At 71.1% G+C, this 22,832-nt stretch carries 20 protein-coding genes; 10 read left to right on the top strand and 10 right to left on the bottom strand.

Annotated features, from left to right (window positions below):
- The first annotated feature begins 111 nt into the window (after positions 1–111).
- On the top strand, positions 112–1,746 hold the full coding sequence (locus tag ACFHYQ_RS25210; protein ID WP_394303723.1) for a glycoside hydrolase family 13 protein: 1,635 nt from the start codon (positions 112–114) through the stop codon (positions 1,744–1,746).
- A gap of 11 nt (positions 1,747–1,757) precedes the next feature.
- A complete protein-coding gene (locus ACFHYQ_RS25205) occupies positions 1,758–2,783 on the top strand; it encodes a LacI family DNA-binding transcriptional regulator (RefSeq protein ID WP_394303611.1) in 1,026 nt (341 codons plus the stop codon).
- Between the two features lie 153 nt (positions 2,784–2,936).
- Here ACFHYQ_RS25205 and ACFHYQ_RS25200 read toward each other — a convergent pair whose 3' ends face one another.
- From ACFHYQ_RS25200 to edd, 3 genes are read right to left on the bottom strand one after another with little or no spacing between them, the layout of a single operon-like run.
- Complete coding sequence (locus tag ACFHYQ_RS25200; protein WP_394303610.1) at positions 2,937–3,557, bottom strand: bifunctional 4-hydroxy-2-oxoglutarate aldolase/2-dehydro-3-deoxy-phosphogluconate aldolase; 621 nt, start codon at positions 3,555–3,557, stop codon at positions 2,937–2,939.
- Positions 3,558–3,569: 12 nt separating this feature from the next.
- Positions 3,570–4,550 carry a glucokinase gene (locus tag ACFHYQ_RS25195; protein ID WP_394303609.1) on the bottom strand — a complete coding sequence of 327 codons (981 nt, stop codon included), beginning with the start codon at positions 4,548–4,550 and terminating at the stop codon, positions 3,570–3,572.
- Positions 4,547–6,586: a phosphogluconate dehydratase gene (gene edd, locus ACFHYQ_RS25190; protein ID WP_394303608.1), complete on the bottom strand. Its 2,040-nt coding sequence runs from the start codon at positions 6,584–6,586 to the stop codon at positions 4,547–4,549. The genes ACFHYQ_RS25195 and edd overlap by 4 nt, the downstream gene beginning before the upstream one ends.
- Before the next feature lie 105 nt (positions 6,587–6,691).
- On the opposite strand from edd, the gene ACFHYQ_RS25185 reads away from it, so the two are divergent.
- Positions 6,692–7,855, top strand: a complete 1,164-nt coding sequence (locus tag ACFHYQ_RS25185; RefSeq protein ID WP_394303607.1) for an ROK family transcriptional regulator — start codon at positions 6,692–6,694, stop codon at positions 7,853–7,855.
- A 55-nt stretch (positions 7,856–7,910) separates the two neighbouring features.
- On the opposite strand, the gene ACFHYQ_RS25180 is transcribed toward ACFHYQ_RS25185, so the two are convergent.
- The 5 genes from ACFHYQ_RS25180 to ACFHYQ_RS25160 all read right to left on the bottom strand — a co-directional run bounded on the left by ACFHYQ_RS25180 (position 7,911) and on the right by ACFHYQ_RS25160 (position 13,481).
- Positions 7,911–8,480 carry a P-loop nucleotide/nucleoside kinase family protein gene (locus ACFHYQ_RS25180; protein ID WP_394303606.1) on the bottom strand — a complete coding sequence of 190 codons (570 nt, stop codon included), beginning with the start codon at positions 8,478–8,480 and terminating at the stop codon, positions 7,911–7,913.
- Complete coding sequence (locus ACFHYQ_RS25175) at positions 8,477–8,731, bottom strand: hypothetical protein (protein ID WP_394303605.1); 255 nt, start codon at positions 8,729–8,731, stop codon at positions 8,477–8,479. Before ACFHYQ_RS25175 ends, ACFHYQ_RS25180 begins: the two co-directional genes overlap by 4 nt.
- A 26-nt stretch (positions 8,732–8,757) precedes the next feature.
- On the bottom strand, positions 8,758–10,119 hold the full coding sequence (locus ACFHYQ_RS25170) for a S8 family peptidase (protein ID WP_394303604.1): 1,362 nt from the start codon (positions 10,117–10,119) through the stop codon (positions 8,758–8,760).
- A gap of 228 nt (positions 10,120–10,347) precedes the next feature.
- Positions 10,348–12,186 carry an LCP family glycopolymer transferase gene (locus tag ACFHYQ_RS25165; RefSeq protein ID WP_394303603.1) on the bottom strand — a complete coding sequence of 613 codons (1,839 nt, stop codon included), beginning with the start codon at positions 12,184–12,186 and terminating at the stop codon, positions 10,348–10,350.
- A gap of 224 nt (positions 12,187–12,410) precedes the next feature.
- A complete protein-coding gene (locus tag ACFHYQ_RS25160; protein ID WP_394303602.1) occupies positions 12,411–13,481 on the bottom strand; it encodes a neutral zinc metallopeptidase in 1,071 nt (356 codons plus the stop codon).
- Positions 13,482–13,739: 258 nt separating this feature from the next.
- Between ACFHYQ_RS25160 and ACFHYQ_RS25155 the strand changes: the two genes are divergently transcribed.
- Positions 13,740–14,609, top strand: a complete 870-nt coding sequence (locus ACFHYQ_RS25155; RefSeq protein WP_394303601.1) for a LysR family transcriptional regulator — start codon at positions 13,740–13,742, stop codon at positions 14,607–14,609.
- A gap of 97 nt (positions 14,610–14,706) precedes the next feature.
- Here ACFHYQ_RS25155 and ACFHYQ_RS25150 read toward each other — a convergent pair whose 3' ends face one another.
- Positions 14,707–16,086, bottom strand: a complete 1,380-nt coding sequence (locus ACFHYQ_RS25150; RefSeq protein ID WP_394303600.1) for a sensor histidine kinase — start codon at positions 16,084–16,086, stop codon at positions 14,707–14,709.
- A complete protein-coding gene (locus ACFHYQ_RS25145; RefSeq protein WP_394303599.1) occupies positions 16,076–16,750 on the bottom strand; it encodes a response regulator transcription factor in 675 nt (224 codons plus the stop codon). The genes ACFHYQ_RS25150 and ACFHYQ_RS25145 overlap by 11 nt, the downstream gene beginning before the upstream one ends.
- A gap of 125 nt (positions 16,751–16,875) precedes the next feature.
- Between ACFHYQ_RS25145 and ACFHYQ_RS25140 the strand changes: the two genes are divergently transcribed.
- The 6 genes from ACFHYQ_RS25140 to ACFHYQ_RS25115 all read left to right on the top strand — a co-directional run bounded on the left by ACFHYQ_RS25140 (position 16,876) and on the right by ACFHYQ_RS25115 (position 22,754).
- A complete protein-coding gene (locus ACFHYQ_RS25140; RefSeq protein ID WP_394303598.1) occupies positions 16,876–18,081 on the top strand; it encodes a LolA family protein in 1,206 nt (401 codons plus the stop codon).
- Positions 18,078–19,079 carry an ABC transporter ATP-binding protein gene (locus ACFHYQ_RS25135; RefSeq protein WP_394303597.1) on the top strand — a complete coding sequence of 334 codons (1,002 nt, stop codon included), beginning with the start codon at positions 18,078–18,080 and terminating at the stop codon, positions 19,077–19,079. Before ACFHYQ_RS25140 ends, ACFHYQ_RS25135 begins: the two co-directional genes overlap by 4 nt.
- Complete coding sequence (locus ACFHYQ_RS25130; protein ID WP_394303596.1) at positions 19,066–20,040, top strand: ABC transporter permease; 975 nt, start codon at positions 19,066–19,068, stop codon at positions 20,038–20,040. The genes ACFHYQ_RS25135 and ACFHYQ_RS25130 overlap by 14 nt, the downstream gene beginning before the upstream one ends.
- Positions 20,041–20,103: 63 nt before the next feature.
- The gene (locus ACFHYQ_RS25125) at positions 20,104–20,577 is read left to right on the top strand and encodes a hypothetical protein (RefSeq protein ID WP_394303595.1); all 474 of its coding nucleotides are present in this window, start codon (positions 20,104–20,106) and stop codon (positions 20,575–20,577) included.
- 334 nt (positions 20,578–20,911) lie between these two features.
- Positions 20,912–21,904, top strand: a complete 993-nt coding sequence (locus ACFHYQ_RS25120; protein ID WP_394303594.1) for an alpha/beta hydrolase — start codon at positions 20,912–20,914, stop codon at positions 21,902–21,904.
- Positions 21,905–21,950: 46 nt separating this feature from the next.
- Complete coding sequence (locus tag ACFHYQ_RS25115) at positions 21,951–22,754, top strand: ABC transporter ATP-binding protein (protein ID WP_394303593.1); 804 nt, start codon at positions 21,951–21,953, stop codon at positions 22,752–22,754.
- Positions 22,755–22,832: the final 78 nt, after the last annotated feature.

The following is a 22,832-nucleotide window of genomic DNA, read 5'->3' as shown; positions in this document are numbered from 1 at the left end:
GGACTGATCAACCAGCTTCCGTCGCTCGTCGTCGCCTACCTCACCTCTGGTCACCGGCCTCACCGCCGGTGCCGCGAAGGCATGAATCACCATGAGAATCGGGGGATAGAAATGACCGAAGTCGCTCTGCACCCATCGGCCCATCCAACGGCCCACCCAGCGGCCAGCCGCTGGTGGCGCGACGCGGTGATCTACCAGGTGTACGTCCGCAGTTTCGCCGACGGCAACGGCGACGGGATCGGTGACCTGCTCGGCGTGCGCAGCCGGTTGCGCTACCTGGCCGAGTTGGGGGTGGACGCGATCTGGTTGACGCCGTTCTATCCGTCGCCGATGGCCGATTTCGGATACGACGTGGCCGACTACCGCGACGTCGATCCGATCTTCGGGTCGCTGGCGGACGCCCGGGCGCTGATCGACGACGCCCACCGGCTGGGCCTGCGGATCATCGTGGACGTGGTCCCGAACCACACCTCCGACCAGCACTCCTGGTTCACCAAGGCGCTGGCGGCCGGCCCCGGTGCTCCGGATCGGGAGCGGTACATCTTCCGGGATGGCAGGGGTGCGGCCGGCGAACTGCCGCCCAACGACTGGGAGTCGATCTTCGGTGGCGCGGCCTGGACCCGGGTCGCGGACGGGCAGTGGTACCTCCACCTGTTCGCCCCCCAGCAGCCCGACCTGAACTGGGAGCACCCCGAGGTGCACGAGGAGTTCGCCGACGTGCTGCGGTTCTGGCTCGACCTCGGCGTCGACGGGTTCCGGGTCGACGTGGCGCATGGCATGGTCAAGGCGCCGGGCCTGCCGGACGTCGGCCGCTCCGACCAGGTGCGGATGATCGGCACGGACGTGGTCCCGTTCTTCGACCAGGACGGCGTGCACGAGATCCACCGGTCCTGGCGGCGCATCCTCGACTCCTACGAGGGCGAGCGGATCGGCGTCGCCGAGGCGTGGGCGCCGACCCCCGAGCGGCTGGCCGACTACGTCCGGCCCGACGAGCTGCACCAGGCGTTCAACTTCCACTTCCTCACCACCCCCTGGGACGCCGTCAGGTTCCGCGAGGTCATCGACGAGTCGCTCCGTACGGCCGGTCTGGTGGGCGCGCCCACCACATGGGTGCTGTCCAACCACGACGTCAAGCGGCACGTCACCCGGTACGGCGGGGGCGAACGCGGCCTGCGCCGCGCCAGGGCGGCGGCCCTGCTCATGCTCGCGCTGCCCGGCTCTGCCTACATCTACCAGGGGGAGGAGCTGGGCCTGCCGGAAGTGCTCGACCTTCCGGAGGAGTGCCTGCGCGATCCGCAGCGGCTGCGCGACCCCGACAGCGGGCGCGACGGCTGCCGGGTGCCGCTCCCGTGGGCGGCGACGGAGGAGCCGCCGTACGGCTTCGCCCCGCCGGGGATCTACGAGAGCTGGCTGCCGATGCCCGCGCAGTGGCGGGACCTCAGCGTCGAGGCCCAGCTCAGGGACGGGGCGTCGATGCTCAGCATGTATCGGGCGGCGCTGGCGATCCGGCGCGGACGCCCCGACCTCGGCGACGGCCCACTGACCTGGCTGGACGGACCGCCCGGCACGCTGGCCTTCACTCGTGGCGGCTCCTTCGTCTGCGTCCTGAACATGACGCACGAGTGGGTCGGGATCGGCGCGGCCCCGGGGGAACTGCTCCTGGCCGGCGGCGGGCCGGACATGTCAAGCCCGGTAGAGGTCCGGCTGGCCCCGGACTCCGCTACCTGGTGGGACCTCGGTCGGTAAGGTTTGAGCCCATGAACCACACCACGCGGCTCGCCGACATCGCGGCTCAGGCAGGGGTGAGCGAGGCCACGGTGAGCCGCGTGCTGAACGGCAAGGCGGGGGTCTCCGCGGTCACCCGGCAGGCCGTGCTGACCGCGCTCGACCTCATGGGCTACGAGCGCCCCCAGCGGCTGCGCCAGCGCAGCAACGGCCTGATCGGGCTGGTCATCCCCGAGCTCGGCAACCCGATCTTCCCGGCGTTCGCCCAGGCGGTGGAGAAGTCGCTGACGCAGCACGGCTACACCCCGATCCTGTGCACCCAGGAGCCCGGCGGCGCCCCCGAGGACGAGTTCACCGAGATGCTGATGGACCGTGGGGTTTCCGGCATCGTCTTCGTGTCGGGACTGCACGCCGACACCACGGCCCGGATGGACCGGTACACCCGTCTCACCGACCGGGGCCTGTCGATCGTGCTGGTGGACGGGTACAACGAGACGATTCCCGCGCCGTTCATCTCGCCCGATGACCGGCTCGCGGCCCGTCTGGCCGTACAGCACCTGGTCGATCTCGGGCACGAGCGCATCGGCCTGGCCCTGGGCCAGCGGCGGTTCGTTCCGGTCATCCGTAAGATCGAGGGTTTCCGGCAGGCGATGTCCCAGCTGCTCGGCCTCACCGCCGTGGACGAGCTGATCCAGCACTCGCTGTTCTCGGTCGAGGGCGGGCAGGCGGCGGCGGGCGCGCTCCTCGACCGCGGCTGCACCGGCATCTTCTGCGGGAGCGACCTCATGGCGCTCGGCGCGATCCGCGCGGCGCGCGAGCGCGGGTTGTCGGTGCCCGGGGAGGTGTCGGTGGTCGGGTTCGACGACTCGCCGCTCATGGCGTTCACCGACCCGCCGCTGACCACGGTGCGCAAGCCGATCCGCGCGATGGCCGCCGCCGCCGTGCAGACGCTTCTGGAGGAGATCGGCGGCACGCCCGCCAAGCACGTGGAACTCGTCTACCAGCCCGAACTCGTCGTACGCGGCTCCACCGGCTCGGGCCCCCTCGTCCATCGATGACGATGCACCGCCGCCGGGAAAGGGGCGGGCCCGTGACCGCCGGGTTACAAGGTCACGGGCCCAGGTTTCCATGAACGCGACACCGGGTCACGGGCACGAGCATGGCCGCCGGCTCCGCCGAGGGAGGATGGCTCGGCCGACGAAGTCTGAGGTCTAAGGAGAGGTGCGCAGACCTGCGGCCTCCGTAGCGAGCTTCTCGATCCGAGCGTAGTCGCCGGCGGCCAGCAGGACGGCCGGGGTGATCCAGCTCCCGCCGACGCAGCCGACGTTGGACAGGGACAGATAGGACCGCGCGTTCGCCGGTGTGATCCCGCCCGTCGGGCAGAACCGGACATCAGGCAGCGGGCCGGACAGGGCCTTGAGGTAGCCGACCCCGCCCGCCGCCTCGGCGGGGAAGAACTTCATCTCCCGCACGCCCCGCTCGGCCAGCGTCATCGCCTCGGTCGCCGTGGCCACCCCCGGCAGGTACGGCACGCCGGCCGCGACCATCGCGGTGAGCAGCGACGGCGTGGTCCCGGGAGAGACGAGGAATCTCGCGCCCGCGTCGAGGGCGGCGGCCACGTCGCCGGGCGTGCGGACCGTGCCGGCGCCGACGACGGCCTCGGGCACCTCGGCGGCGATCCGCCGGATGGCGTCGACGGCGGCCGACGTGCGCAGCGTGATCTCGATGGCCGGCAACCCCCCCGCCACCAGGGCCCGGGCGAGGGGCACCGCCGTGCCGGCGTCCTCGATCACGACGACCGGCACCACGGGGGCGAGGTCAAGAAGGCTCATGTCGGCTCCACATTAGATGACTTCCCTGGACGACTTCTGTGCGAGCCAGGCGGCCGCCCCCGCCAGCGCCGGCTGCCCGGCGACGATCAGCGAGGTGGCGACCGAGGAGAGATAGTCGCGCAACGCCGGGGCGCTCGTCTCGAACCGTTTCCGGAACGCGCTCGCCGGGATCCGGCCGGCGATCCTCGGCAGCACGCCGCCGCCCAGATAGACGCCGCCCCGGGCGCCCAGCGTGAGCGCCACGTTCCCGGCGAACCCGCCCAGCAGCGCGAGGAACACCTCGACGGTCTCGACGCACAGCGGGTGCTCCGAGGCCACGATCTGTGAGGCGGTCCGCGTCTCCGGGGTGACCCCGCGTACCAGGGCCAGCCCCCGGTGGAGCCGAGCCAGTCCGGGGCCGGACAGCAGGTGCTCGGCGTCCACGTACGGCAGGCCGTCGGCGCGCAACGCCCGGACGACGTCGATCTCCAGGTCGGACACAGCCGGGACCGACACGTGTCCGCCCTCACCGGGCAACGGCACCCAACCCCCGCCGGACGGCACCTCGGCGTGCGCGCCGTACGGCACCAGCCCACCGACGCCGAGGCCCGTACCCGGACCGAGCACCGCCTTCGGCAGACCGGCCACCGGAGGCGGGCCGCCGAGCGGCACGAGATCGTCCCCCGCCAGGTGCGGCAGCGAGAACGCGAGCGCCTCGAAGTCGTTGAGCAGCACCGTGTGCGGGATGCCCAGCTCGGTCACCGAGCCCGACCATCCCGCGTTGGTCAGCCGGTAGCGGTCGCCCTCGACCGGTCCGGCGATCGCCAGACACGCGGCCCCCGGCCGAACTCCGCCCGCATGTTCTGCGAGATAGGCGGCTACGGCATCGGCAAGGCCGAGATGCTGGGAAACGGTCAGTACGGCTACCGCCTCCGGCTGCCCGCCGGGGTGGGACACCAAACCGAACCGCGCGTTCGTGCCGCCGACGTCGGCGACCAGCCAGGGAAGCTTCATGCCACGTCTCCGAAGGCGTTCCGGAGGGCGTCCGCGGGGGCGTCGGCGCGTGTTTCGGCGAGGCCGGCGCGGGACGCGGACTCCACGACGTTTCCGAAGGCGTACCCGCTGCTGCCAGGCGCGTTCACCGAGAACACGCCGGCCCCGCGGTCGGCCGGCCCGACGGCGTGGCGGAAGACGGCGAACAGCTCCCGCCCGGTGCCCTGCCACCGCTCGTCGCTCAGCGGGGCGCCGGCCAGGGTGGCGCCGGCCAGGGTGGTGTCGGGCAGAGTGGTATCGGGCAGGGTGCGGCCGGACAGGTCGGCCAGGACGGTGAGCGTCCCCGCCGCACCGTTCTGGGTGGTGCAGTCGAGGCGGATCATGTCGCCGTCGCGGAGCAGGGCGATCGGTCCGCCGTCGGCGGCCTCCGGCGTCACGTGGATCGCCGCGGGGACCTTGCCCGACGCACCCGACATCCGGCCGTCGGTGACGATCGCCACCTTCCGCCCCCGGTCGAGCAGGACCGCCAGCGGCGGGGTCAGCTTGTGCAGCTCGGGCATCCCGTTGGCACGCGGGCCCTGGTAGCGGACGACCGCGACGAAGTCCTGGTCGTCGAGCTCGCCGTCCTCGAACGCGCGCAGCAGGTCGAGTTGGTCGTCGAACACCCTGGCCGGGGCCTCGATCACCAGATGTTCGGGCTTGACGGCCGACACCTTGCTGACGGCCCGGCCGAGGTTGCCCGACAGGATGTGGATGCCGCCGTCGGGTGAGAACGGCTCGCTCACCGGGCGCAGCACGTCGCGCACGTCCAGACCGTCGAGACCGTCACCGCCTCCGACCGGCGTGGCGGTCCGTTCCTCCCAGACCAGCTCTCCCTCCTTCAGCGCGGGAGCGCTCCGGTAGCGGTCCAGGCCCTGACCGGCCACGGTGCGCACGTCGCGGTGGAGCAGCCCGGCGTCGAGCAGGGCCCCGATGAACACGGCCATCCCGCCCGCCGCCTGGAAGTGGTTCACATCCGCCTGCCCGTTGGGGTACATGCGGGCGAGCAGCGGCACGACCTTCGACAGGTCGGCCATGTCGTCCCAGGTCAGCGTGATACCGGCGGCCGCGGCCACGGAGACCAGGTGCATGGTGTGATTGGTGGAGCCCCCGGAGGCCAGCAGCGCCACGACCGCGTTGACGATCGCCCGTTCGTCGATCACCTCGCCGATGGGGGTGTACTCCCCGCCATGCGGATTGATCTCGACGGCCCGGCGGGCCGCCGCGTCGGTGAGTGTGTGCCGCAGCTCCGTGCGCGGGTTGACGAACGTCGCACCCGGCAGGTGCAGGCCCATCACCTCCATGAGCAGCTGGTTGGAGTTGGCGGTGCCGTAGAACGTGCAGGTGCCGGGGGAGTGGTACGAGGCGGCCTCGGCCTCCAGCATCTCGGCCCGGCTGATCGCGCCTTCGGCGAACCGCTGCCGGGCCCGGGCCTTGATCTTGTTGGGCAGGCCCGAGGGCATCGGCCCGGCCGGGACGAGCAGCGCGGGCAGGTGGCCGAAGCGCAGCGCGCCGATGAGCAGCCCGGGGACGATCTTGTCGCAGACCCCGAGCAGCAGGGCGGCGTCGAACATGTCGTGGGACAGCGCGATCGCGGTCGCCATCGCGATCACGTCGCGGCTGTAGAGCGACAGTTCCATGCCGGCGCGCCCCTGCGTGATGCCGTCGCACATCGCCGGCACGCCCCCGGCGACCTGCGCGACGCCCCCGGCCGCGCGGACCGCCCGCTTCAGCTGCGCCGGATAGGTCTCGTACGGCTGGTGCGCGGAGAGCATGTCGTTGTAGGAGGTGACGATCGCCACCCCGGGCTTGGCCGTACCGCGCAGGTCGAGCTTGTCGGCGGCCGGGGCGGCGGCGAAGCCGTGCGCGAGGTTGGCGCACGCCAGGCGGCCGCGGGCCGGTCCCCGCTCGCGAAGCTCCTGTCCCGCCCGTCCGATCCGGTCGAGGTAGTCGGCACGGCTCACCCGGCTGCGACGGCGGATCCGGTCGGTGACCCGGTTGATCACGTGATTCGTCACGGTAGGGAGCGTAGCGGGGAGTTATGTGTTCTTTCAAGCCTACTTTTGTAAGCTGTGCTGAATAAGTCATTGAGCTTCGGTCAGTGGGTGTGCTTAACTTCGGGGGTGACGCGACTTGCGACCGCCGGTGAGGTCTTCCAGCTCATCAGGAGCGGGGAGGGGGTCACGCGTGCCGACATCGGCCGCACGACCGGACTGTCACGTCCCGCCGTCGCCGCGCGGGTCGCCGAGTTGCTCCAGCGTGGGCTCATCGTGGAGGACGCCGAAGGCCCCTCCACGGGAGGCCGGCCACCGGCCCGGCTGTGCTTCGCCGCCTCCGGGGGAGTGGTCCCGGTGGCCTCGCTCGGCGCGAGCCGTACCCAGATCGCGCTCTGCGACTTGGCCGGGGAGGTGCTGGTGCGCACCGATCTGGAGATCGACGTCGAGGACGGCCCCGATGTCGTGCTGCCCCTGCTCATGGACACCTGGGACAAGCTGCTCGACGGGTGGGACCTCGATGGACGGGGCGCCGTCGTCGGCATCGGGCTCGGCGTCCCCGCGACCGTGGAGTTCGCCGCCGGGCGCACCGAGAGCGCCCGGGTCATGGCGAGCTGGACGGGGGTGGTCATCCCGCCGATCATCGCCGAGCGGTTCCCCGTGCCCGTCCTGGTCGACAACGACGTGAACGTCATCGCGATGGGCGAGCATCGCGCGGTGTACGCGGCCGAGTTCGACGATCTGCTGTTCGTGAAGGTCTCCACCCGGATCGGCGCCGGGGTCATCTCCGGCGGGACCATTCTGCGCGGCGCGCTCGGAGCGGCCGGGGAGATCGGCCACATCCCGGTCAGGGACGGCGGGGGAGTGCTCTGCCGCTGCGGCAACCTCGACTGCGTCGACTCGGTCGCCAGCGGCACCGCCATCCTGCGCGAGCTGCGCGCCAAGGGCCGGGCGGTACGGTCACTCGCCGACGTGACCGCTCTCGTGCGGGCGGGCGACGCCGAGACCATGGCGGTGGTACGGCAGGCCGGTCGCCGGCTGGGCGAGGTGATCTCCGGCGCGGTCAACCTGCTCAACCCGTCCGTGGTGGTTCTCGGCGGCGACGTGGCCGAGATGTTCCAGCCGCTGGTGTCCGGCGTCCGCGAAGTGGTCTACCGCCGGTCGACCCAGCTCGCCACCCGCAGCCTGCGCATCGAGCGCAGCCGCCTGGGCGCGGGCGCCGGGATCACCGGCTGCGCGCTCATGGTCCTCGACCGGGTCCTGTCCGCCGACGCCATCGACCGCACCGGCTGAACCACCCCCCCTCATGGCCGTCCCCCTGGGCGGTTTCATGGTGAAGCGGTCTCGGTCAGTCATCGAGGAGCTTCGCGACCTGCTGCTCCAATGGAATCGCGTCAAGGCGGTTGTCGATCTCGACGTGCGGCACGACCGGCGGCTCATCGACGCGGACGGCCCGCAGATATTCGTGGAAGCGGGCGAGCTTCTGACCGTCCCGGGGCAGGTCGCGGCGGATGAGGCGCGCACGCAGGGTCGGGCCGTCGGAACGGATCCACAGCAGCCGCACCTCGGGGCCGCCCAGTTCCCGGACCCAGGCGTGCCACCGGGCCGCGTCGTGGACCTGCCCGGTGAACGGGCCGCTGAGCATGACCGGGCAGCCGTACGAGCGGATCTCCCGGGCGGTTTTGGTCATTCCGCCGTATTCGTACCGCTTGATGTGCTCGTCATACCAGGGGCCTTCCCGCTCGTCCGGCGGTCTGCCGTGGGTGGCGAGCACGGTCTCGACGAAGCCGCCGTAGATCGTGTCCTTGTCCAGCAGCGCCGGCACCGGGTCCAGCCGGGCGAGCAGGAGCGCGCACACCGTCGACTTGCCCGCGCCCGGCGGTCCCGAGACGATCCATGCCGGCGCCGCCGCCGTCATTCGGGCCGGCCGTACGGTTCCATCGGTTCTATCGGGGGATCGGCGTAGGGTCCTGAGACCTCCGAGCGGTCCCCGGCCATCCGCCGGCTCGCGGCCTCGGTCACCCGCATCGCGTACAGATCCTTGGCGGGATCGACGGGGATCAGGCCGTAGCCGTCGTCCACCTCGTCCTCGGCCAGGTCGAGATGCCGCATCGCGGACTCCAGGCTCGCGCCGCGCGGGAGCCGTACGGTGATGAGTACTTTCCGCAATCTCGCTCCCGCTGCTTCGCCGGGTCTCAGGCGGCCTTGGCCGCCCTGCGCCGCAGGGCCGCGATGACGCCCGCGGCGTCCACGACGCCGTATCCGTAGTCGTAGTCGTAGCCTACGTCGCTGCGATCATCGGCGGTACGGCGCAGCAGGGTCCTGAGCTGGCTCGCCGACAGCTTGGTGGACGGCCACAGGGTGCGGACCGCGGCGACCAGCCCGGCCGCGACGGGACAGGCGGCGGAGGTGCCGGAGTCGGGTTCGTCGTCACCGAAGGCCTGGGAGCCGGCGAAGTGGGTGTACGCGCAGAAGTCCGGCTTGCGTTCCGCGAGCCGGCCGGGCCCCTGGGAGGAGTAGCCGACCCGCTGTCCGTTCGTGTCGACGCCGCCGATCGACAGCACCTTGGGATGGGAGTTGGCCCCTACGATGGGCCGGTCGGGGAAGGCGCAACGGGAGTCCCGGCATTCCCGGCCGCAGTTTCCGGCGGCGAACAGGATGTCGGCCCCGGCCTCGGCGAGGCTGCCGACGATCAGGTTGAACGGGTGGGCGGGATTGTCGGAGTAGTTGCCCGGGTTGCCGGGTGGGAAGTCCCAGCGAGGGGAGAACGACCCCCAGCTGTTGGTGATCACGAGCGCACGCGACTCGGCCGGCTGGGCCTCCAGCACGTTCCGCAGGTGCGCGTACGCGGCGATCGCGTCGGAGAGCAGGCCGTCCAGTGTCGATCCGCCGCGACGGCGCGACAGCAGCACCGGCATGTCGAGGAGGGACGCCTTGGGCGCTGAGATGAGCGCGTCGAACGCGCACATCGTGCCGTGGTCGACCGGATGCTCGCCCGGCTTTCCGGACACCCCGGCGGGACTCCAGCTCCGGTCCTTGTCGACGGTGATCTCATGCCCGAGGACGCGTTCGACGTGGGCCGCGTTGATCCCGGTGTCGACGACGGCCAGGGCGACTCCGCTGCCGTCGAGCCCCTCGGCCGCCAGGTCGGTCACGCGCAACAGCCGCGCCACGTCGTGCCGGTCCCCGACGGCCGGGTCGTCGCCGCAGGTGAGGCTGCTCTCGATGACCGGGTCGGAGTAGACGGCGACGACCTCTCCGCGGGTCATGGGCAGCAGCGAGACACGGGTGGAGATCTCGTCGTCGGCGATCTCGCCGCAGACCACGACGGACGCCTCCTCCGGGCGCATCGAGAAGGTGAGCGGCTGGCTGAGGGAGAGCGGGTCGCCACCGGGGGTGGCGGGAACCGGGCGGGGCACCGCGACGGGCGCGAACGAGTGGTCGAGGACGACGCCCGGCAGTCCGTCGGCGACATCGGAGGCGGTGACCGCGACATCGGGGTCGGCGACCGCGGCGACCAGGTCGGGCGACGGGCGGAGCTGGATGAGAACGCGCATGTCGATTCACTCCGTATCTGTGCCGTGGCGCGATGTCACCACCTTCCTCCATGGGAAAAGCCGCGTCCACTCATTGCGCTGATCAGCCGGCACGCGTCGCCGCGAAGTCGCCCAGAAACCGCCCGAAAGCCGCCCATAAGCCGCTCTGGCCAGATCTGGCCCACTCAAAGCGGGCCAGATCTGGCCAGAGCGGGTCAGAGCGGAGCAGTGGCGGAGGACCGGAGCGGGTCAGAAACCGCACAGTTCGTCGAGGCTCTTGGCCGCCCTGTCGTCGTTCTGTGTCGGGGTCCGCGCCGGCTGCGTGATCAGCCGGCTCCTGGAGGGCGAGGGGTTCGCTGAGACCTGTGGCGTGGCCGCGCCCGCCGTCGCGGAGACGCCCGAGGGGGACGCCTTCGCCGCGACCGTGCGACGGTCGGTCATGGACTCGCGGATCGCCTTCAGAGTGAGCGCCCTGATCTTGTCCCAATCCGCGTTGCCGGGCCAGATCAGCGGCGGCACGAACTGCAAGCTCGTGATCTTGGCGTCCTTCGCCTTCAGTCCGAGCGGCACCAGGTGTTCCAGCAGGTCGCGTGGGATGTCCGTACGGAACATGTGCCGGGTCGCACCGGCGATCTTGGTGAAGTTGGTGAGCACCGTCGCCGGGTTGGCCTGCTGGGCGAGCGCGCCGATGACGCAGCGCTGCCGGCTCATCCGGGAGAAGTCGTCGCTGTCCACCCGGGACCGTCCGTACCAGAGCACCTCTTCGCCGGTCAGCCTGCGATAGCCCGCCTTGATGGTGCCGGCGGTGCCGAAGTGCCCACCCCACTTGATGTCCCGCTCGACGCGCATCTGCAGGCCGCCCATCGCGTCGATCAGCTTGGCGAAGCCGAACATGTCGACCATCGCGTAGTAGTCGATGTGCAGGCCGAGCGTGTACCCGACCGCGTCCTTGAGCGCCTGCGCTCCCTGGTTCTTCCCGCCCATCACCTGCGGGTTGTTCTCCGCGTAGTACCAGACGGCGTTGAGCAGGCCCTGCTCGGCGGTGAACCCGTCGGGGAACTGCTTGTGCAGCGGGCTGCTCGGGGGGAAGTGGACGTACTGCAGGTTGCGCGGCAGGCTGTAAAGCACCGTGTTGCCGGTGGCGAGGTTGACACTGGCCACGGTCATGGAGTCGGTGCGCACGCTGTCCCGGTTGCCCGCCGCGTCCCCGCCGATCAGGAGGAAGTTGATCCGCTTGCGCCCGTTCCACGGGTCCTCGGCCCTGATCGGAACGGGCGTCGGTCCGCTGCCGTCCGAGGGGGCCGTGATCGCGTCGAGCGTCTCACCCACGGCCTTGACCGCGCTCGCGGTCAGCGCGAAGGGCGCCATCACCGACACCGACAGCACTCCGGCGACGATGCCGGACACGATCTGGCCGTTCTGGGACAGACGCCTGGGACGCAGCGTGACGTAGGACAGGACCATCAGGGTGAACCACGCGAGTGCGCACACCCCGGAGCCAATCATGATCGTCGTGAGTGTGCTCGACCTGATGACCGCGCCCGCGTCGCCGGTGAATCGCAGGCCGTACAGCACGATCGCGACCAGCACCACACCGAAGGCGGCCAGCAGTGCGAAACCGAGGCGGCGCCGGCCCGCCCGCAGGTGGGCGGCACCGGGGACCAGCGCGGACAGCGCGGTCCAGCCGATCAGCGAAGCGGTGGTGAGCGGCCGGGCGTAACGGGGACCGCGCGTCGCGGGGCCCTGCCCGGGACCGCGTGATCGGGACCCCTGACGGGGATCCGGGCTTCGCTGCTCCTGCCCGTGTCGTCCCTGACCGCGCCGCCCTGACCCGTGTGGTCCCTGTTCGTCCTGGCCGTCGGTGCGTTGCCCGTGTTGCCCCTGCCCGCGCTGTTCTTGCCCTTGCTGCGGGGACGCCTGCGGTGCCTGCCGGGACTCGCCGCCCTGCCCCGTGCCCTTCTGGGGCCCCTGGTGGAGGCCCTGCTGGGGATCCTGCTGGGGCCTCCGACGAGGACGCGGCCGTGGCTGTGACATGTCGCGGGTCTGTGACATGTCGGAGACCTGCGACGTGTCGTGGGTCTGTGACATGTCGGGGCCTCCGTCGGCCCGCTTCGCGTTCCCGCCCGCCGTTCGTCTCCTGGCCGATGACCGGCCCGAGTTCCGGCGCGCCGCGCGTTCCGGGCCGTCAGCCGGGTCAGCAGGCCCCTCGCCGCGCATGGTTCACCGCTCTCCATCCCTCCGTAAACCTGGCTAGGGATTCTAGCCCCCATATCTGGACAAGATTGACATAAGCCAGATAGCTGCGGCGTATGTCAGGACACGTAGGACGAGCCCATGACCCAGGTGTTGCACTGGTACGCCTTCGGCCGCGTGTAGCCCTGCCGGAACCACCTCGCGTTGCTGCGGGTGCTGCCGTGATCTCGCGGCCCGCCCGGCGGATCCCCCAGATGCCCGTACGCCCACAGCAGCGTGTCGCGCCGGGCAACGGTGACCGGATAACTGCGGGAGACGGCACGCATGAACATGGCGCCGAAGCAGGTGGCCTGCAGTTCATGCCGCCGGGTGAGGGCCAACTGCCCGCTCCGGGAACTCGACTCCTGGTAGCGCCGCCACCAGGACTCCGAGATGCCGGTGAGGTGCTGGACGTGGTGGCCGTACTCGTGGCCCATCATGCTGATGATGACCCCGTTCCAGGAGCTGAGCGGGCCGTACTCCTCGGCCATGGCGGAGGTCGAGGCGTAGATCGTGCTGTTGCTCGGGCAGTAGTACGGCACGTTGCTCCCGGGCGAGGGATAGTCACCGCAGGCGCCCCTGCCCCTGCGCTGCGCGATCATGTAGCCGGGCGGCCGCCACTCGATCCCGACCCGTTTCAGCGCCGGGGCCCACGCCTGGCCCATGCACTTGCCGGTCTTCAGGATCAGCGTCTTGAACTGCGCGTGGTTGTAGATGCTCGCGTTGCCCGCCGGGCAGTTCGGCTGCGCCAGCGACCCCGCGCGGTAGACCGTGTTGTTCTTCAGCCCGCGATTCAACGTCACGGCCGGCTTGTCGGAAGTGGAGTCCTTCCCCGTGGGCCGGGACTTGGGTTTGGAAGTGGAGGGCTTGGACGTCGGGTCGAACGTGGAGGTCGGCAGCGCGATCGGCGACACCGGATCGTGCCGCTGGGCGGATTTCAGCACCGCGCTCGCGACGACGATCGCCACGAACACGAACGCCAGCACGCCGGTCAGCCCGCCGATCACCGCCGCCGCGCTTGACTTGCGCTTGGGCGGCCGCCAGTTCGGCGCATAGCCGTACGGCGACCGCGGGCCGTACGGCGGCACCGCCTGGTTCGGCGTCCAGCCGGGTGGTGGCCCGGGCTGTGGCGGCGCGGGAGGCGGAGGCACGGGTGGCGGGTACGGCGCGGGCGAGTATGCGGGCGGGTATTGGGCGGCCGGGTACGGCGCACGCCCGCGTGGCGGCGGTGGAGGAGGAGGGTACTGCGACGCCAAGACTTTGCCCCCTTTACTGATTCGGGGCGAAAGCATACTGATTTCCCGATCAGTGGTGGATGACGCACATGTCCGCGCACGATACGTAATCGGGTGAAGTGATCTCGGTAATGTTCCGGAATCGTTTGGCCCATCTGCCTTAGCGTTTTTCGCATGAATCTGCAGCAGCTCCGTTACGTCGTCGCCACAGCGGAGCACCGCACCATGACTGACGCGGCCAGATCCCTTTACATCGCGCAGCCCGCGCTTTCCCGGGCGATCCGGGATCTGGAACGCGAGCTCGGGATGACGCTTTTCGCGCGCTCGGGCAGAGGAGTCGTCGTGACCGCGCAGGGACGCCAGGTGGTCAAACTCGCCCAAGAGGCACTTGGGGCGGTGAAGGAGATCGAGTCGCTCGCCCGGCAGTCCGGGTCGCCAGGGGCTGATCTGCGTATCGCCGCGACCCCGAGTTTGGAGCCGGGCCTCGCCGGACGCCTGCTGCCCGCATACGTCTCGCAGCATCCGGAGATCCGCGTGCAGATCGTGCGGTGTGAGGGGCGGGAGGACGTGGTGAACGCGGTCCGCGAACAGCGGGCCGACCTCGGCCTGACCGACCTGCCGGTGCCGGCCGACCTGGTCAGCCGGCCGTTCGAACGGCAGGAGATCGTGCTGATCTCGCCTCCCGGCGCGGACCTGCCCGACCCGGTGCCGATGGCCAGGCTGAACGGGATGCGGCTCGTGCTGCCGGCCCAGGGGACCGCCCGGCGCCGGGAGCTCGACCAGATCTTCGTGGCGTACGGCGTCCGACCCGTGGCGGCGGTGGAGTCGGACGAACGCCGCGGCTGGCTGCGTACCGTACGCGAGGGGAGTGCCTCGCTGCTGTGGTACCGAGGCATGGCGGAGCGTGCCGAGCGGGCCGGGCTGGTGGTGCGCTCGCTCGACCCGTCACTCAAGAAGGTCATCGCCATGGTGCACAGCCGGCGCAGGCTCCCGGCTATGGCGCAGGACTTCCTGATGATGACAGAGGGAGGATCGGCGGCGTGATCCACCATATTTGGAGCGCTCCAAAAACAGTGAATCGGATATCCCTAACCGGCGCCGACAGTTGCTGAACCGCCGCTGAGTGGGCCTCAGCGGCGGTTCAGCGGCAGTTCAGGGGGGCGGCGAGCGGAAGCCGTATGACGGCGCGCAGACCGGGGGCGGCATCCTCGAGGTGGACGGTGCCGCCATGGGCCCGCACGGTCGTGCGTACGATGGCCAGGCCGAGCCCCGCCCCGCCGTCGTCGCGGCTGCGGGCGTCGTCCAGCCTGGTGAACCGGTCGAAGACCCGCTCCCTGTCTCGCGGCGGAATGCCGGGCCCGTCGTCGGTCACGGTGAGTTCGGCGGTGTCGCGGCCCGCGCCGCTGCCTGAGCTTCGCCACACCGCCACGGACACCGTTGACGAGGCGTGCCGTACGGCGTTGTCGAGGAGGTTGGCGAGCACCCTGCCGAGGTCGAGCTCGTCGCCCGGCACGGTGACGGGGGAGGCGATATCGGCGGCTATGCCGTACCGCTCGGCGATGCGCGCGGCGAGCGCGGCGAGGTCGACAGGATCGCGACGGCAGGGGCGTCCCTCGTCGAGCCGTGCCAGAGCGAGCAGGTCCTCGGCCAGGCGGGACAGGCGCAGCACGTCCTCCATGACGCCCTCGGCCGTCTCCTGCCAGTCCTGCCCCCCGGGGTGGCTGAGCGCGACCTCGAGCTGCAGGCGAATGCTCGCGAGCGGGCTGCGCAACTCGTGTGCGGCGTCGGAGACCAGGGCGCGCTGCCGGGCGTCGGCCTCCTCGAGGCGGCCGAGCATGTCGTTGAGCGTGGTGGCCAGCGCGTGGACCTCGTCCCGCGACTGGGGGACCGGCAGACGCCGGGAGCGTGCCGTCCCGCTGATATCGGCGGCGCCGCGGCGCAGCAGCGTGATCGGGCGCAGCGTGCGGCCGATGATCAGCCACGATGCCGCGGCGAGCAGCGCGAGCAGCAGGGGCACACCGAGCAGCAGCACGCGCCCGGTGGTGCCCAGGCTGCTTTCGACCTCGTCGGACGACCGCGCCGCGATCACCGTCCGGCCGCCGTCGGCGTCGAGCACCCGTACGCGCAGCGGCCACGGGATCCCGTACGGCCGGCCGTCCAGGACCCGGGCGGTCCCGGCCCGTACGGCCGCCGCACACTCGCCCGGCGACAGCAGTGGGACCAGGCGGTCGGTGTTGGGCGTGGCGTTCACGATCCGCCCGTCCGGTCCGAGCACCTGGATGATCGTGTTGTCCGGAGTGAGGACCGGGTCGGGCAGGCGGCCCGCGTCCGACAGCGCGACCACCTCGCGGGCCCGCTGGTAGACCTCGTCGTCGATGCTGGTCAGCAGGGCCCTGCCGAGGACGGCGACGAAGACGTACGCCGAGACGGCCAGGCCCAGCGTCAGCACGGCCGAGGCCGTCACGGTCAGCCGGAAGCGCAGGCTCCGCCGCCGCCACCACGCCATGCGATCAGCCGGCATCGCTCATCAGCCGGTAGCCCACGCCGCGCACGGTGTGCAGCGAGCTCCGCCCGAAGGGCGCGTCGATCTTGCGGCGGAGATACCCGACGTACACCTCGACCACGTTCGGGTCGGTGTCGTAGGTGTCCCACACGTGCTCCAGGATTTCGATCTTTGCGACGACCTCGCCTTGCCGTCGCATCAGGTATTCGAGCAGGGCGAACTCCCGCGGGGTCAGCGCGATGGGGAGCTCCCCTCGGGCAACGACCCGGCGCGCCGGATCGAGCGAGAGATCACCCGCCCGGAGCACGGCGGGCCTGCGCCGCCGGCCGCGCCGCAGCAGCGCCCGGATCCGGGCGAGGAGCACCACGTAGGAGAACGGCTTGGTCAGGTAGTCGTCCGCGCCGAGGTCGAGCCCGTCGGCCATGTCGTACTCGCCGTCCTTGGCCGACAACATCAGGACCGGCACCCAGTTCTCCTCGGCGCGCAGCAGCTTGCACACGTTGTAGCCCGACAGCCTCGGCAGCATGATGTCGAGCACGACCACGTCGTACTCGCCGGTGCGGGCCAGGTGCAGGCCCTCCTCACCGTCATGCGCGAGATCGACGGCGAACCCCTCGGCCTGTAACCCACGCCGCAGCGCCGCCGCCATCCGCCGCTCGTCCTCGACCACAAGAACCCGCATTGCCCCATCTTGACGCTTCCCGCCCAGACGTGCCTGAGAGCGTTCTCAGGATGTCTCAGCTTCGGCTCAGGTGCCGTCACGCAGGCTCGGATTGTCAGGTTTCCCGCGCATAGTGGAGATGTGAGATGTCGATCTCGAAGAGAGCACGAGCCGTGAGGTGGGGGGTGCCGATCGCGGTGACCGCCGTGGTGGCCGCCGCCGTCGGGGCCGGCCCGGTGATCGCGGCGGTCCGGGGCGAGCCGTCGCTCCCGGAGCGCACGGCGGAGCGGCTGCTGGCCGACGCGGCGCAGGCGTGGCAGCAGAACTGGGTAAGGCCGATGTCCGGAACGATCGTCGAGACCGCGTCCCTGGGCCTGCCCGCGCTCCCCGCGCTGACGGGCGGCGGAACCGGGGCGCTGTCGCTGCTGTCCGGCTCCCACCGGCTCAAGGTCTGGTACGGCGACCCGGGCGAGATCCGGGTGATGCTGCCCGGCGAGATGAGCGAGACCGACCTGATCTCGAACCGGGACGAGACGTGGCTGTGGGACAGCGCGGCCAACAAGGCGACGCGTCTCAGCGCCCCCGGCGTTGCCCCCGCCGGTGTCGCCCCCATCGGGGAGCAAGCCGAGCGCATGCCGCTGGAGCCGATGACGCCGAGACATGCCGCGCAGGAGGCGATCAAGGCGGCCGGCGCGGACACCGAGATCAGCGTGGGCGCCGACGCCAGAGTCGCGGGGCGCGCGGCCTACGAACTCGTGCTCACGCCGAAGACCTCCGCGTCGCTGGTCAAGGACGTGCGGCTGGCTCTCGACGGGGAGACCCTGATCCCGCTGCGAGTCCAGGTGTACGCCAAGGGGTCGGCCGAGCCGGCCTTCGAGATGGGGTTCGAGTCGGTGACGTTCTCCAGGCCGGCGCCGGAGAACTTCACGTTCACCCCGCCGCCCGGAGCGAAGGTCGAGCAGACCGCGCTGCCGTACCGGTCCGACGGAGGGGCGAAGGCCGGACCGCCGAACGACGTGCGGGCGAATGACCTGACGGCGAAGGCCGGCGAGGGCCGGATCGTCGGCACCGGCTGGGACAGCGTACTCGTCACCTCGCTGCCGGACACGTTGAAGGCGGACACGGGGGGCTCGGACACGGGGGGCTCGGACACGGGCGGTTCGGACGCGGGGGGTTCCGATGCCGCCAAGACGCTCGACGGGGTGCTGAAGTCGGCGACGCGGGTGAGCGGCGCCTGGGGGAGTGGACGGCTGGTGCGCACCAAGCTCGTCTCCGCCCTGATCACGGACGACGGTCGGCTGGTCGCCGGAGCCGTCACCCCCGAGGCCCTCTATCGGGCGGCGGCGTCGTGAACTCGACGGTCGAAACGGGGGCGCCCGCCGGGGCGTCCCCGTCCCCCGAGCATGCGACGTCCCCCGAGCATGCGATCGTCACCGCCGGCCTGACCAAGCGGTTCCGCGGCGGGCAGGTCGCGGTCGGCGACCTCCATCTCGCGGTGCCGCGCGGGTCGGTGTTCGGATTCCTCGGGCCCAACGGTTCAGGGAAGACGACGACGATCCGCATGCTGCTCGGTCTCGTCGCCCCGACCGCCGGGAGCTGCGCGGTCCTCGGCGAGGCCATGCCCGCCGGGCTCGGCCGGGTGCTCCCCCGGGTCGGTGCGCTGGTCGAGGGGCCCGCGTTCTACCCGTACCTGTCCGGTGAGGCCAACCTGCGCCGTTTCGACGCCGCCGATCCCGGCGCCGATCCGCGCACGGTGCGGCGGCGCGCGGCCGAGGCGCTGGACCGGGTGGGGCTGGCAGCGGCGGCGGGCAAGCGGTACCGGGCCTACTCGCTGGGCATGCGGCAGCGGCTGGCCATCGCCGCGGCGTTGATGCGCCCCCGGGATCTGCTCGTGCTGGACGAACCGACGAACGGCCTCGATCCGCAGGGCACGCGCGAGGTCCGCACCCTCATCAAGGAGATCGCCGCCGGCGGCACCACCGTGTTCGTCTCCTCGCATCTGCTCGCCGAGGTCGAGCAGATGTGCACCCACGCCGCGGTCATGCGAGCGGGCCGGCTCGTCGCCCAGGGCCCGATCGCCGACCTCCGCTCCGGGGCCGCCGGGCCCCGCCTGCGGGTCGACACGCCGGATGTCGCCGGGGCGGCCGAGGTCCTCGCCGAGGCGGGGCTCGGCGGCGTCGGAACCGAGGACGGGCAGGTCACGGCCGAGTTGGGTGACGGAGTTCCTGAGCGGATCTGCGCCGCGCTCGTTCACGCCGGCGTCGCCGTCCGCGGATTCGTGGTCGTACGTCCCAGCCTCGAGGACGTTTTCATGGGGCTGACGGGAGAGGGATTCGATGTCGACGCATGATGCCACACTCGCGAGGGAGACCCCCGGCACGGCCGACGGCGTCCGCGCCGGGACGCCGCCCCCCACGCCGACTCCCACGGTTGCTGCCACGGTTGCTGCCACGGTTGCTGCCACGGTAGCGGCCACAGGGGCTCGACCGGACACGCGGCGACTCGCTCCGGCCCTGCGGCTGGTGACGTCGGAGCTCGGGCTGACCTTCCGGCGCCCGCGCAACCTCGCCATGCTCGGGGTGCTCGCCGTCGTGCCCTGCATCATCGGCGTGGCCGTACGGCTGGCGGCCGATGAGATCGACGTCTCGTTCATCGCGCAGGTCACGGGCAACGGCTTTCTGCTGGCCTTCGCCGCGTTCTTCGTCATGCTGCCGTTCATGCTGCCGGTGACGGTGTCGATGGTGGCCGGGGACGCGATCGCGGGCGAGGCCGCCCAGGGCACGCTCCGATACCTGCTCGCCGCCCCCGCGGGACGCACCCGGCTGCTCGCGGTCAAGTATGTCAACGTCGTGGTCTTCTGCCTGGCCGCCTGCACGGTGGTGGCGCTGTCGGCGCTGGCGGCCGGTGCGGTGCTGTTCCCGGTGGGACCGGTGACGCTGCTGTCGGGCACCACGATCCCGGTCGGCGAGGCTTTGTCGCGCCTCGGCCTCGTCGTCCTCTACCTGGCGGTGGGGCTGGCCGCGCTGGGCGCGGTCGCGCTGGCGATCTCCACGATGACCGAGGCGCCGATCGGCGCGGTGGCGGCGAGCGTCGTGCTCGTAGTGATCGCCGACATCCTCGGGGCCATCCCGCAGCTCTCCGCGATCCATCCCTATCTGCTGCCGTCGCGGTGGAGCGCCTTCGCCGGGGCGCTGCGTGACCCGATGGCGCTGGACGAGATGGGCCAGGGGCTGCTGACCTTCGGCGCGTACGTGGCGATCTTCGGTGCTGTCGCGTGGTCCCGCTTCACATCCAAGGACATAACGGCCTAAGTTGCTCCCGTTCGCGGGGGTTTGTCGCTAATGTTGCCGCGGACCTCTCACTAGGTGGTGTGCATGCGGCACTTCTTCGGGCTGCTGCTGGGCGTTTTCGTCGCGGCAGCCCTTCTCCTCGGCGGTGGATGGGCCTCCAAGGAGGCGATCCGCGGTGCGGTCCAGAACGTCGATCCGATCAAGGACGCCCGCATGCTGATCGCGATCGGTGTGATGGTGGCGGTGGGTCTGCTGCTCGGGTTGGTCCTGGTGTGCCGGGTGTCTCCGCTGGCGACGTTCATCCCGTCGATGGCGCTGCTCGCCTGGACCGTGGTCTACGCGCTCGACGTCTCGCGGGCCGCGTCGCTCGCCCCCACGGGCGCCTCCGTGCAGCGGGAACTGGCTCAGGCGGCCGACGGGATGCTCACGCTGCTGTCCAGCGGCGTCTACGCCATGCTCGGCGTCGCGCTGTTCCTCCCGGTGCTCATGCCGTCCCGCTGGGCGCGCCGGGGCGGGGACGAGGACGCCGAGGAGTACGAGGAGGGCCTCGGCTACTGAGCTCCCGTCACTGGGCCCTCGGTCGTTGAGTTGCCGGACCGGTGTCGCCAGGAACCCGTCCAGGCCGAGGATCACGGCGAGCTCGTCGAGCCGCTCCCGGAGCAGCTTATGATCTACTTTGTACAGGAGTCCGGGAAGATCATAGATCGTCACATTGGACGGCGTACTTGATTACTGAGTGCTTTCCTGGGCAGCGGCAAGCACGGGACGATGTCCTGCCTCCAGGGCTCCCACCTGGAGCGTTACCTGACCGTAACTATCCCGTGAGTGGGGTGAAACATACTGAACGGTAGAACCGTTACCTACGTGGGAATGTCCCTTTTGGGAGGTTTGAATGGGTAACGAGCTGAATCATGATGTTCATCCCGAGTACCCCGTCAGCTGGCAGGCGGCCGCCCTCAACGGGCTGCTCCGGGGGACGATGAAGCCGATGACCAGCCTCCTCCTACGCAACACCACCGGTATGGCGCTCGCCAGCCGGGTGATGGGCCTGGGCGAGCGTGTGCCGGGCATCCTGCCCAAGCACGTGACCATAGAGCAGGAGAAGTTCGGCGCCTGCTCCGGCGAGTGGGTACGCGCCGGAGACGACCTGGACGAGGGCAAGGTCCTGCTCTACTTCCACGGCGGGGCGTACTTCGTCTGCTCGGCGGCCACGCACCGCCCGATCACCTGGCGGCTGTCGCTCACGGCCGACCGGCCGGTGCTCTCCCTCGACTACCGGCAGGGTCCGGTCCACACGCTCGCCGAGTCGCTCTCCGACGCGCTCGCCGCCTACGAGTGCCTCCTCGAGCGTGGTTACGCCCCCGAGGACATCCTGCTGGCCGGCGACTCCGCCGGGGGTCACCTCACCCTGGCCAGCCTGCTCGCCCTGCGCGACAGGGGCATGCCGCTGCCGGCCGCCGGCGTCTGCCTGTCCCCCTGGAGCGACCTGAGCAACTCGCGCAGCCGGGTGAACCACTGGAGCGACCCCATGCTCCCCGCCGGGCGCGTGGACTGGCTCGCCCGCCGCTGGACCGACGGCCTCGACCCCTGCGACCCCCTCGTATCCCCCGTGTACGGCGACTACACCGGCATCCCCCCACTGATGATCGTGACGGGTTCCACGGAGGTGCTGCGCGAGGAGGGCCATCGGGTCGCGCTGAGCGCGCGAGAGAACGGCGTGCCGGTGACCTACGAGGAGTGGCGCCGGATGCCTCACGTCTTCGCGATCCTCGCCGACGTGCTCCCCGAGGCCCGCATGGTGTTCAAGCACATCTCCCGCTTCTTCGACGCCGTCGAGTCCCGCCGGGCCGCCGCTGTCCTCTCCGACGCCGAAGCCGCCGCCTGAGTTCCCGGCCCGGCGGGCGGGCGGTGATCTGATGCATCCTTGGTCGGTGGACGCAGCTCTCGAACTCAACGACGTGACCATCCGCGTGGTCGGCCGGACGCTGGTCTCCGAGGCCGACTGGCGGGTCGAGTACGGCCAGCACTGGGTGATCCTCGGGCCCAATGGCGCGGGGAAGACGACGATGCTGTCGGTGGCGGCAGCCGTACGCCATCCGAGCTCGGGGACGGCCACCGTGCTCGGCCGGCGGCTCGGCCGGGTCGACCTGCGGGAACTGCGGCGGCGCGTCGGTCTGGTCGCGGCCAGTCAGCGGCTCGTCGATGAGGCCCTGCTCGAGGAGGAGGCGGCCACCGCGCTCACGGTCGTACTCACCGGGCATACCGGCACGAGTGCCCCGCTTTGGGACAGGTACGGCGAAGCCGAACGGGAGCGCGCCGAGCGACTGCTGGCCGACCTCGGCTGCAAGGACCTGGCGGACCGGCCGTTCCAGGTGTGCTCACAAGGGGAGCGGGCCAGGATCCGGGTGGCCAGGGCACTGATGGCCGACCCGGCGATCCTGCTGCTGGACGAGCCGTTCGCGGGTCTCGACCTGCCCGCCCGCGAGGATCTGATCGAGGCGCTGGAGGATCTCGCCGCCGTCCGGCCCGGCCTGACGACCGTGCTGGTCACGCACCACCTGGAGGAGGTGCCGGCGACCACCACCCACGCGCTGCTGATGAAGGACACGCGCATCATCGCGGCCGGTCCGGTGGACGAGGTGCTGATCGGGCACACCCTCTCCGAATGCTTCGGACGGCGGCTGCGGCTGGACACGATCGACGGCCGGTGGTACGCCCGCGCGCTGCGCCTGTGAGGAGGCCCCGCCGGGGGCCGTCAGATCCGGGAGTGACCTGCGGCGCCACGGCGGGGCTGGTTTCGACCTGCTTGTGCG

The sequence above is a fragment of the Sphaerimonospora cavernae genome (assembly GCF_042435035.1).
GTDB classification, from domain to species: domain Bacteria; phylum Actinomycetota; class Actinomycetes; order Streptosporangiales; family Streptosporangiaceae; genus Sphaerimonospora; species Sphaerimonospora cavernae.
Note: the sequence above shows the minus strand (reverse complement) of the source record. Positions and strands in the feature narration are given on the sequence as shown.

Coding starts and splice junctions, on each gene's coding strand:
- ACFHYQ_RS25140 (WP_394303598.1), top strand. CDS start 16,876: ATGTCGATCTCGAAGAGAGCACGAGCCGTGAGGTGGGGGGTGCCGATC.
- ACFHYQ_RS25145 (WP_394303599.1), bottom strand. CDS start 16,750: ATGCGGGTTCTTGTGGTCGAGGACGAGCGGCGGATGGCGGCGGCGCTG.
- ACFHYQ_RS25120 (WP_394303594.1), top strand. CDS start 20,912: ATGGGTAACGAGCTGAATCATGATGTTCATCCCGAGTACCCCGTCAGC.
- ACFHYQ_RS25130 (WP_394303596.1), top strand. CDS start 19,066: ATGTCGACGCATGATGCCACACTCGCGAGGGAGACCCCCGGCACGGCC.
- ACFHYQ_RS25165 (WP_394303603.1), bottom strand. CDS start 12,186: ATGTCACAGACCCACGACACGTCGCAGGTCTCCGACATGTCACAGACC.
- ACFHYQ_RS25210 (WP_394303723.1), top strand. CDS start 112: ATGACCGAAGTCGCTCTGCACCCATCGGCCCATCCAACGGCCCACCCA.
- ACFHYQ_RS25200 (WP_394303610.1), bottom strand. CDS start 3,557: ATGAGCCTTCTTGACCTCGCCCCCGTGGTGCCGGTCGTCGTGATCGAG.
- ACFHYQ_RS25180 (WP_394303606.1), bottom strand. CDS start 8,480: ATGACGGCGGCGGCGCCGGCATGGATCGTCTCGGGACCGCCGGGCGCG.
- ACFHYQ_RS25150 (WP_394303600.1), bottom strand. CDS start 16,086: ATGCCGGCTGATCGCATGGCGTGGTGGCGGCGGCGGAGCCTGCGCTTC.
- ACFHYQ_RS25205 (WP_394303611.1), top strand. CDS start 1,758: ATGAACCACACCACGCGGCTCGCCGACATCGCGGCTCAGGCAGGGGTG.
- ACFHYQ_RS25195 (WP_394303609.1), bottom strand. CDS start 4,550: ATGAAGCTTCCCTGGCTGGTCGCCGACGTCGGCGGCACGAACGCGCGG.
- ACFHYQ_RS25155 (WP_394303601.1), top strand. CDS start 13,740: ATGAATCTGCAGCAGCTCCGTTACGTCGTCGCCACAGCGGAGCACCGC.
- ACFHYQ_RS25170 (WP_394303604.1), bottom strand. CDS start 10,119: ATGCGCGTTCTCATCCAGCTCCGCCCGTCGCCCGACCTGGTCGCCGCG.
- ACFHYQ_RS25125 (WP_394303595.1), top strand. CDS start 20,104: ATGCGGCACTTCTTCGGGCTGCTGCTGGGCGTTTTCGTCGCGGCAGCC.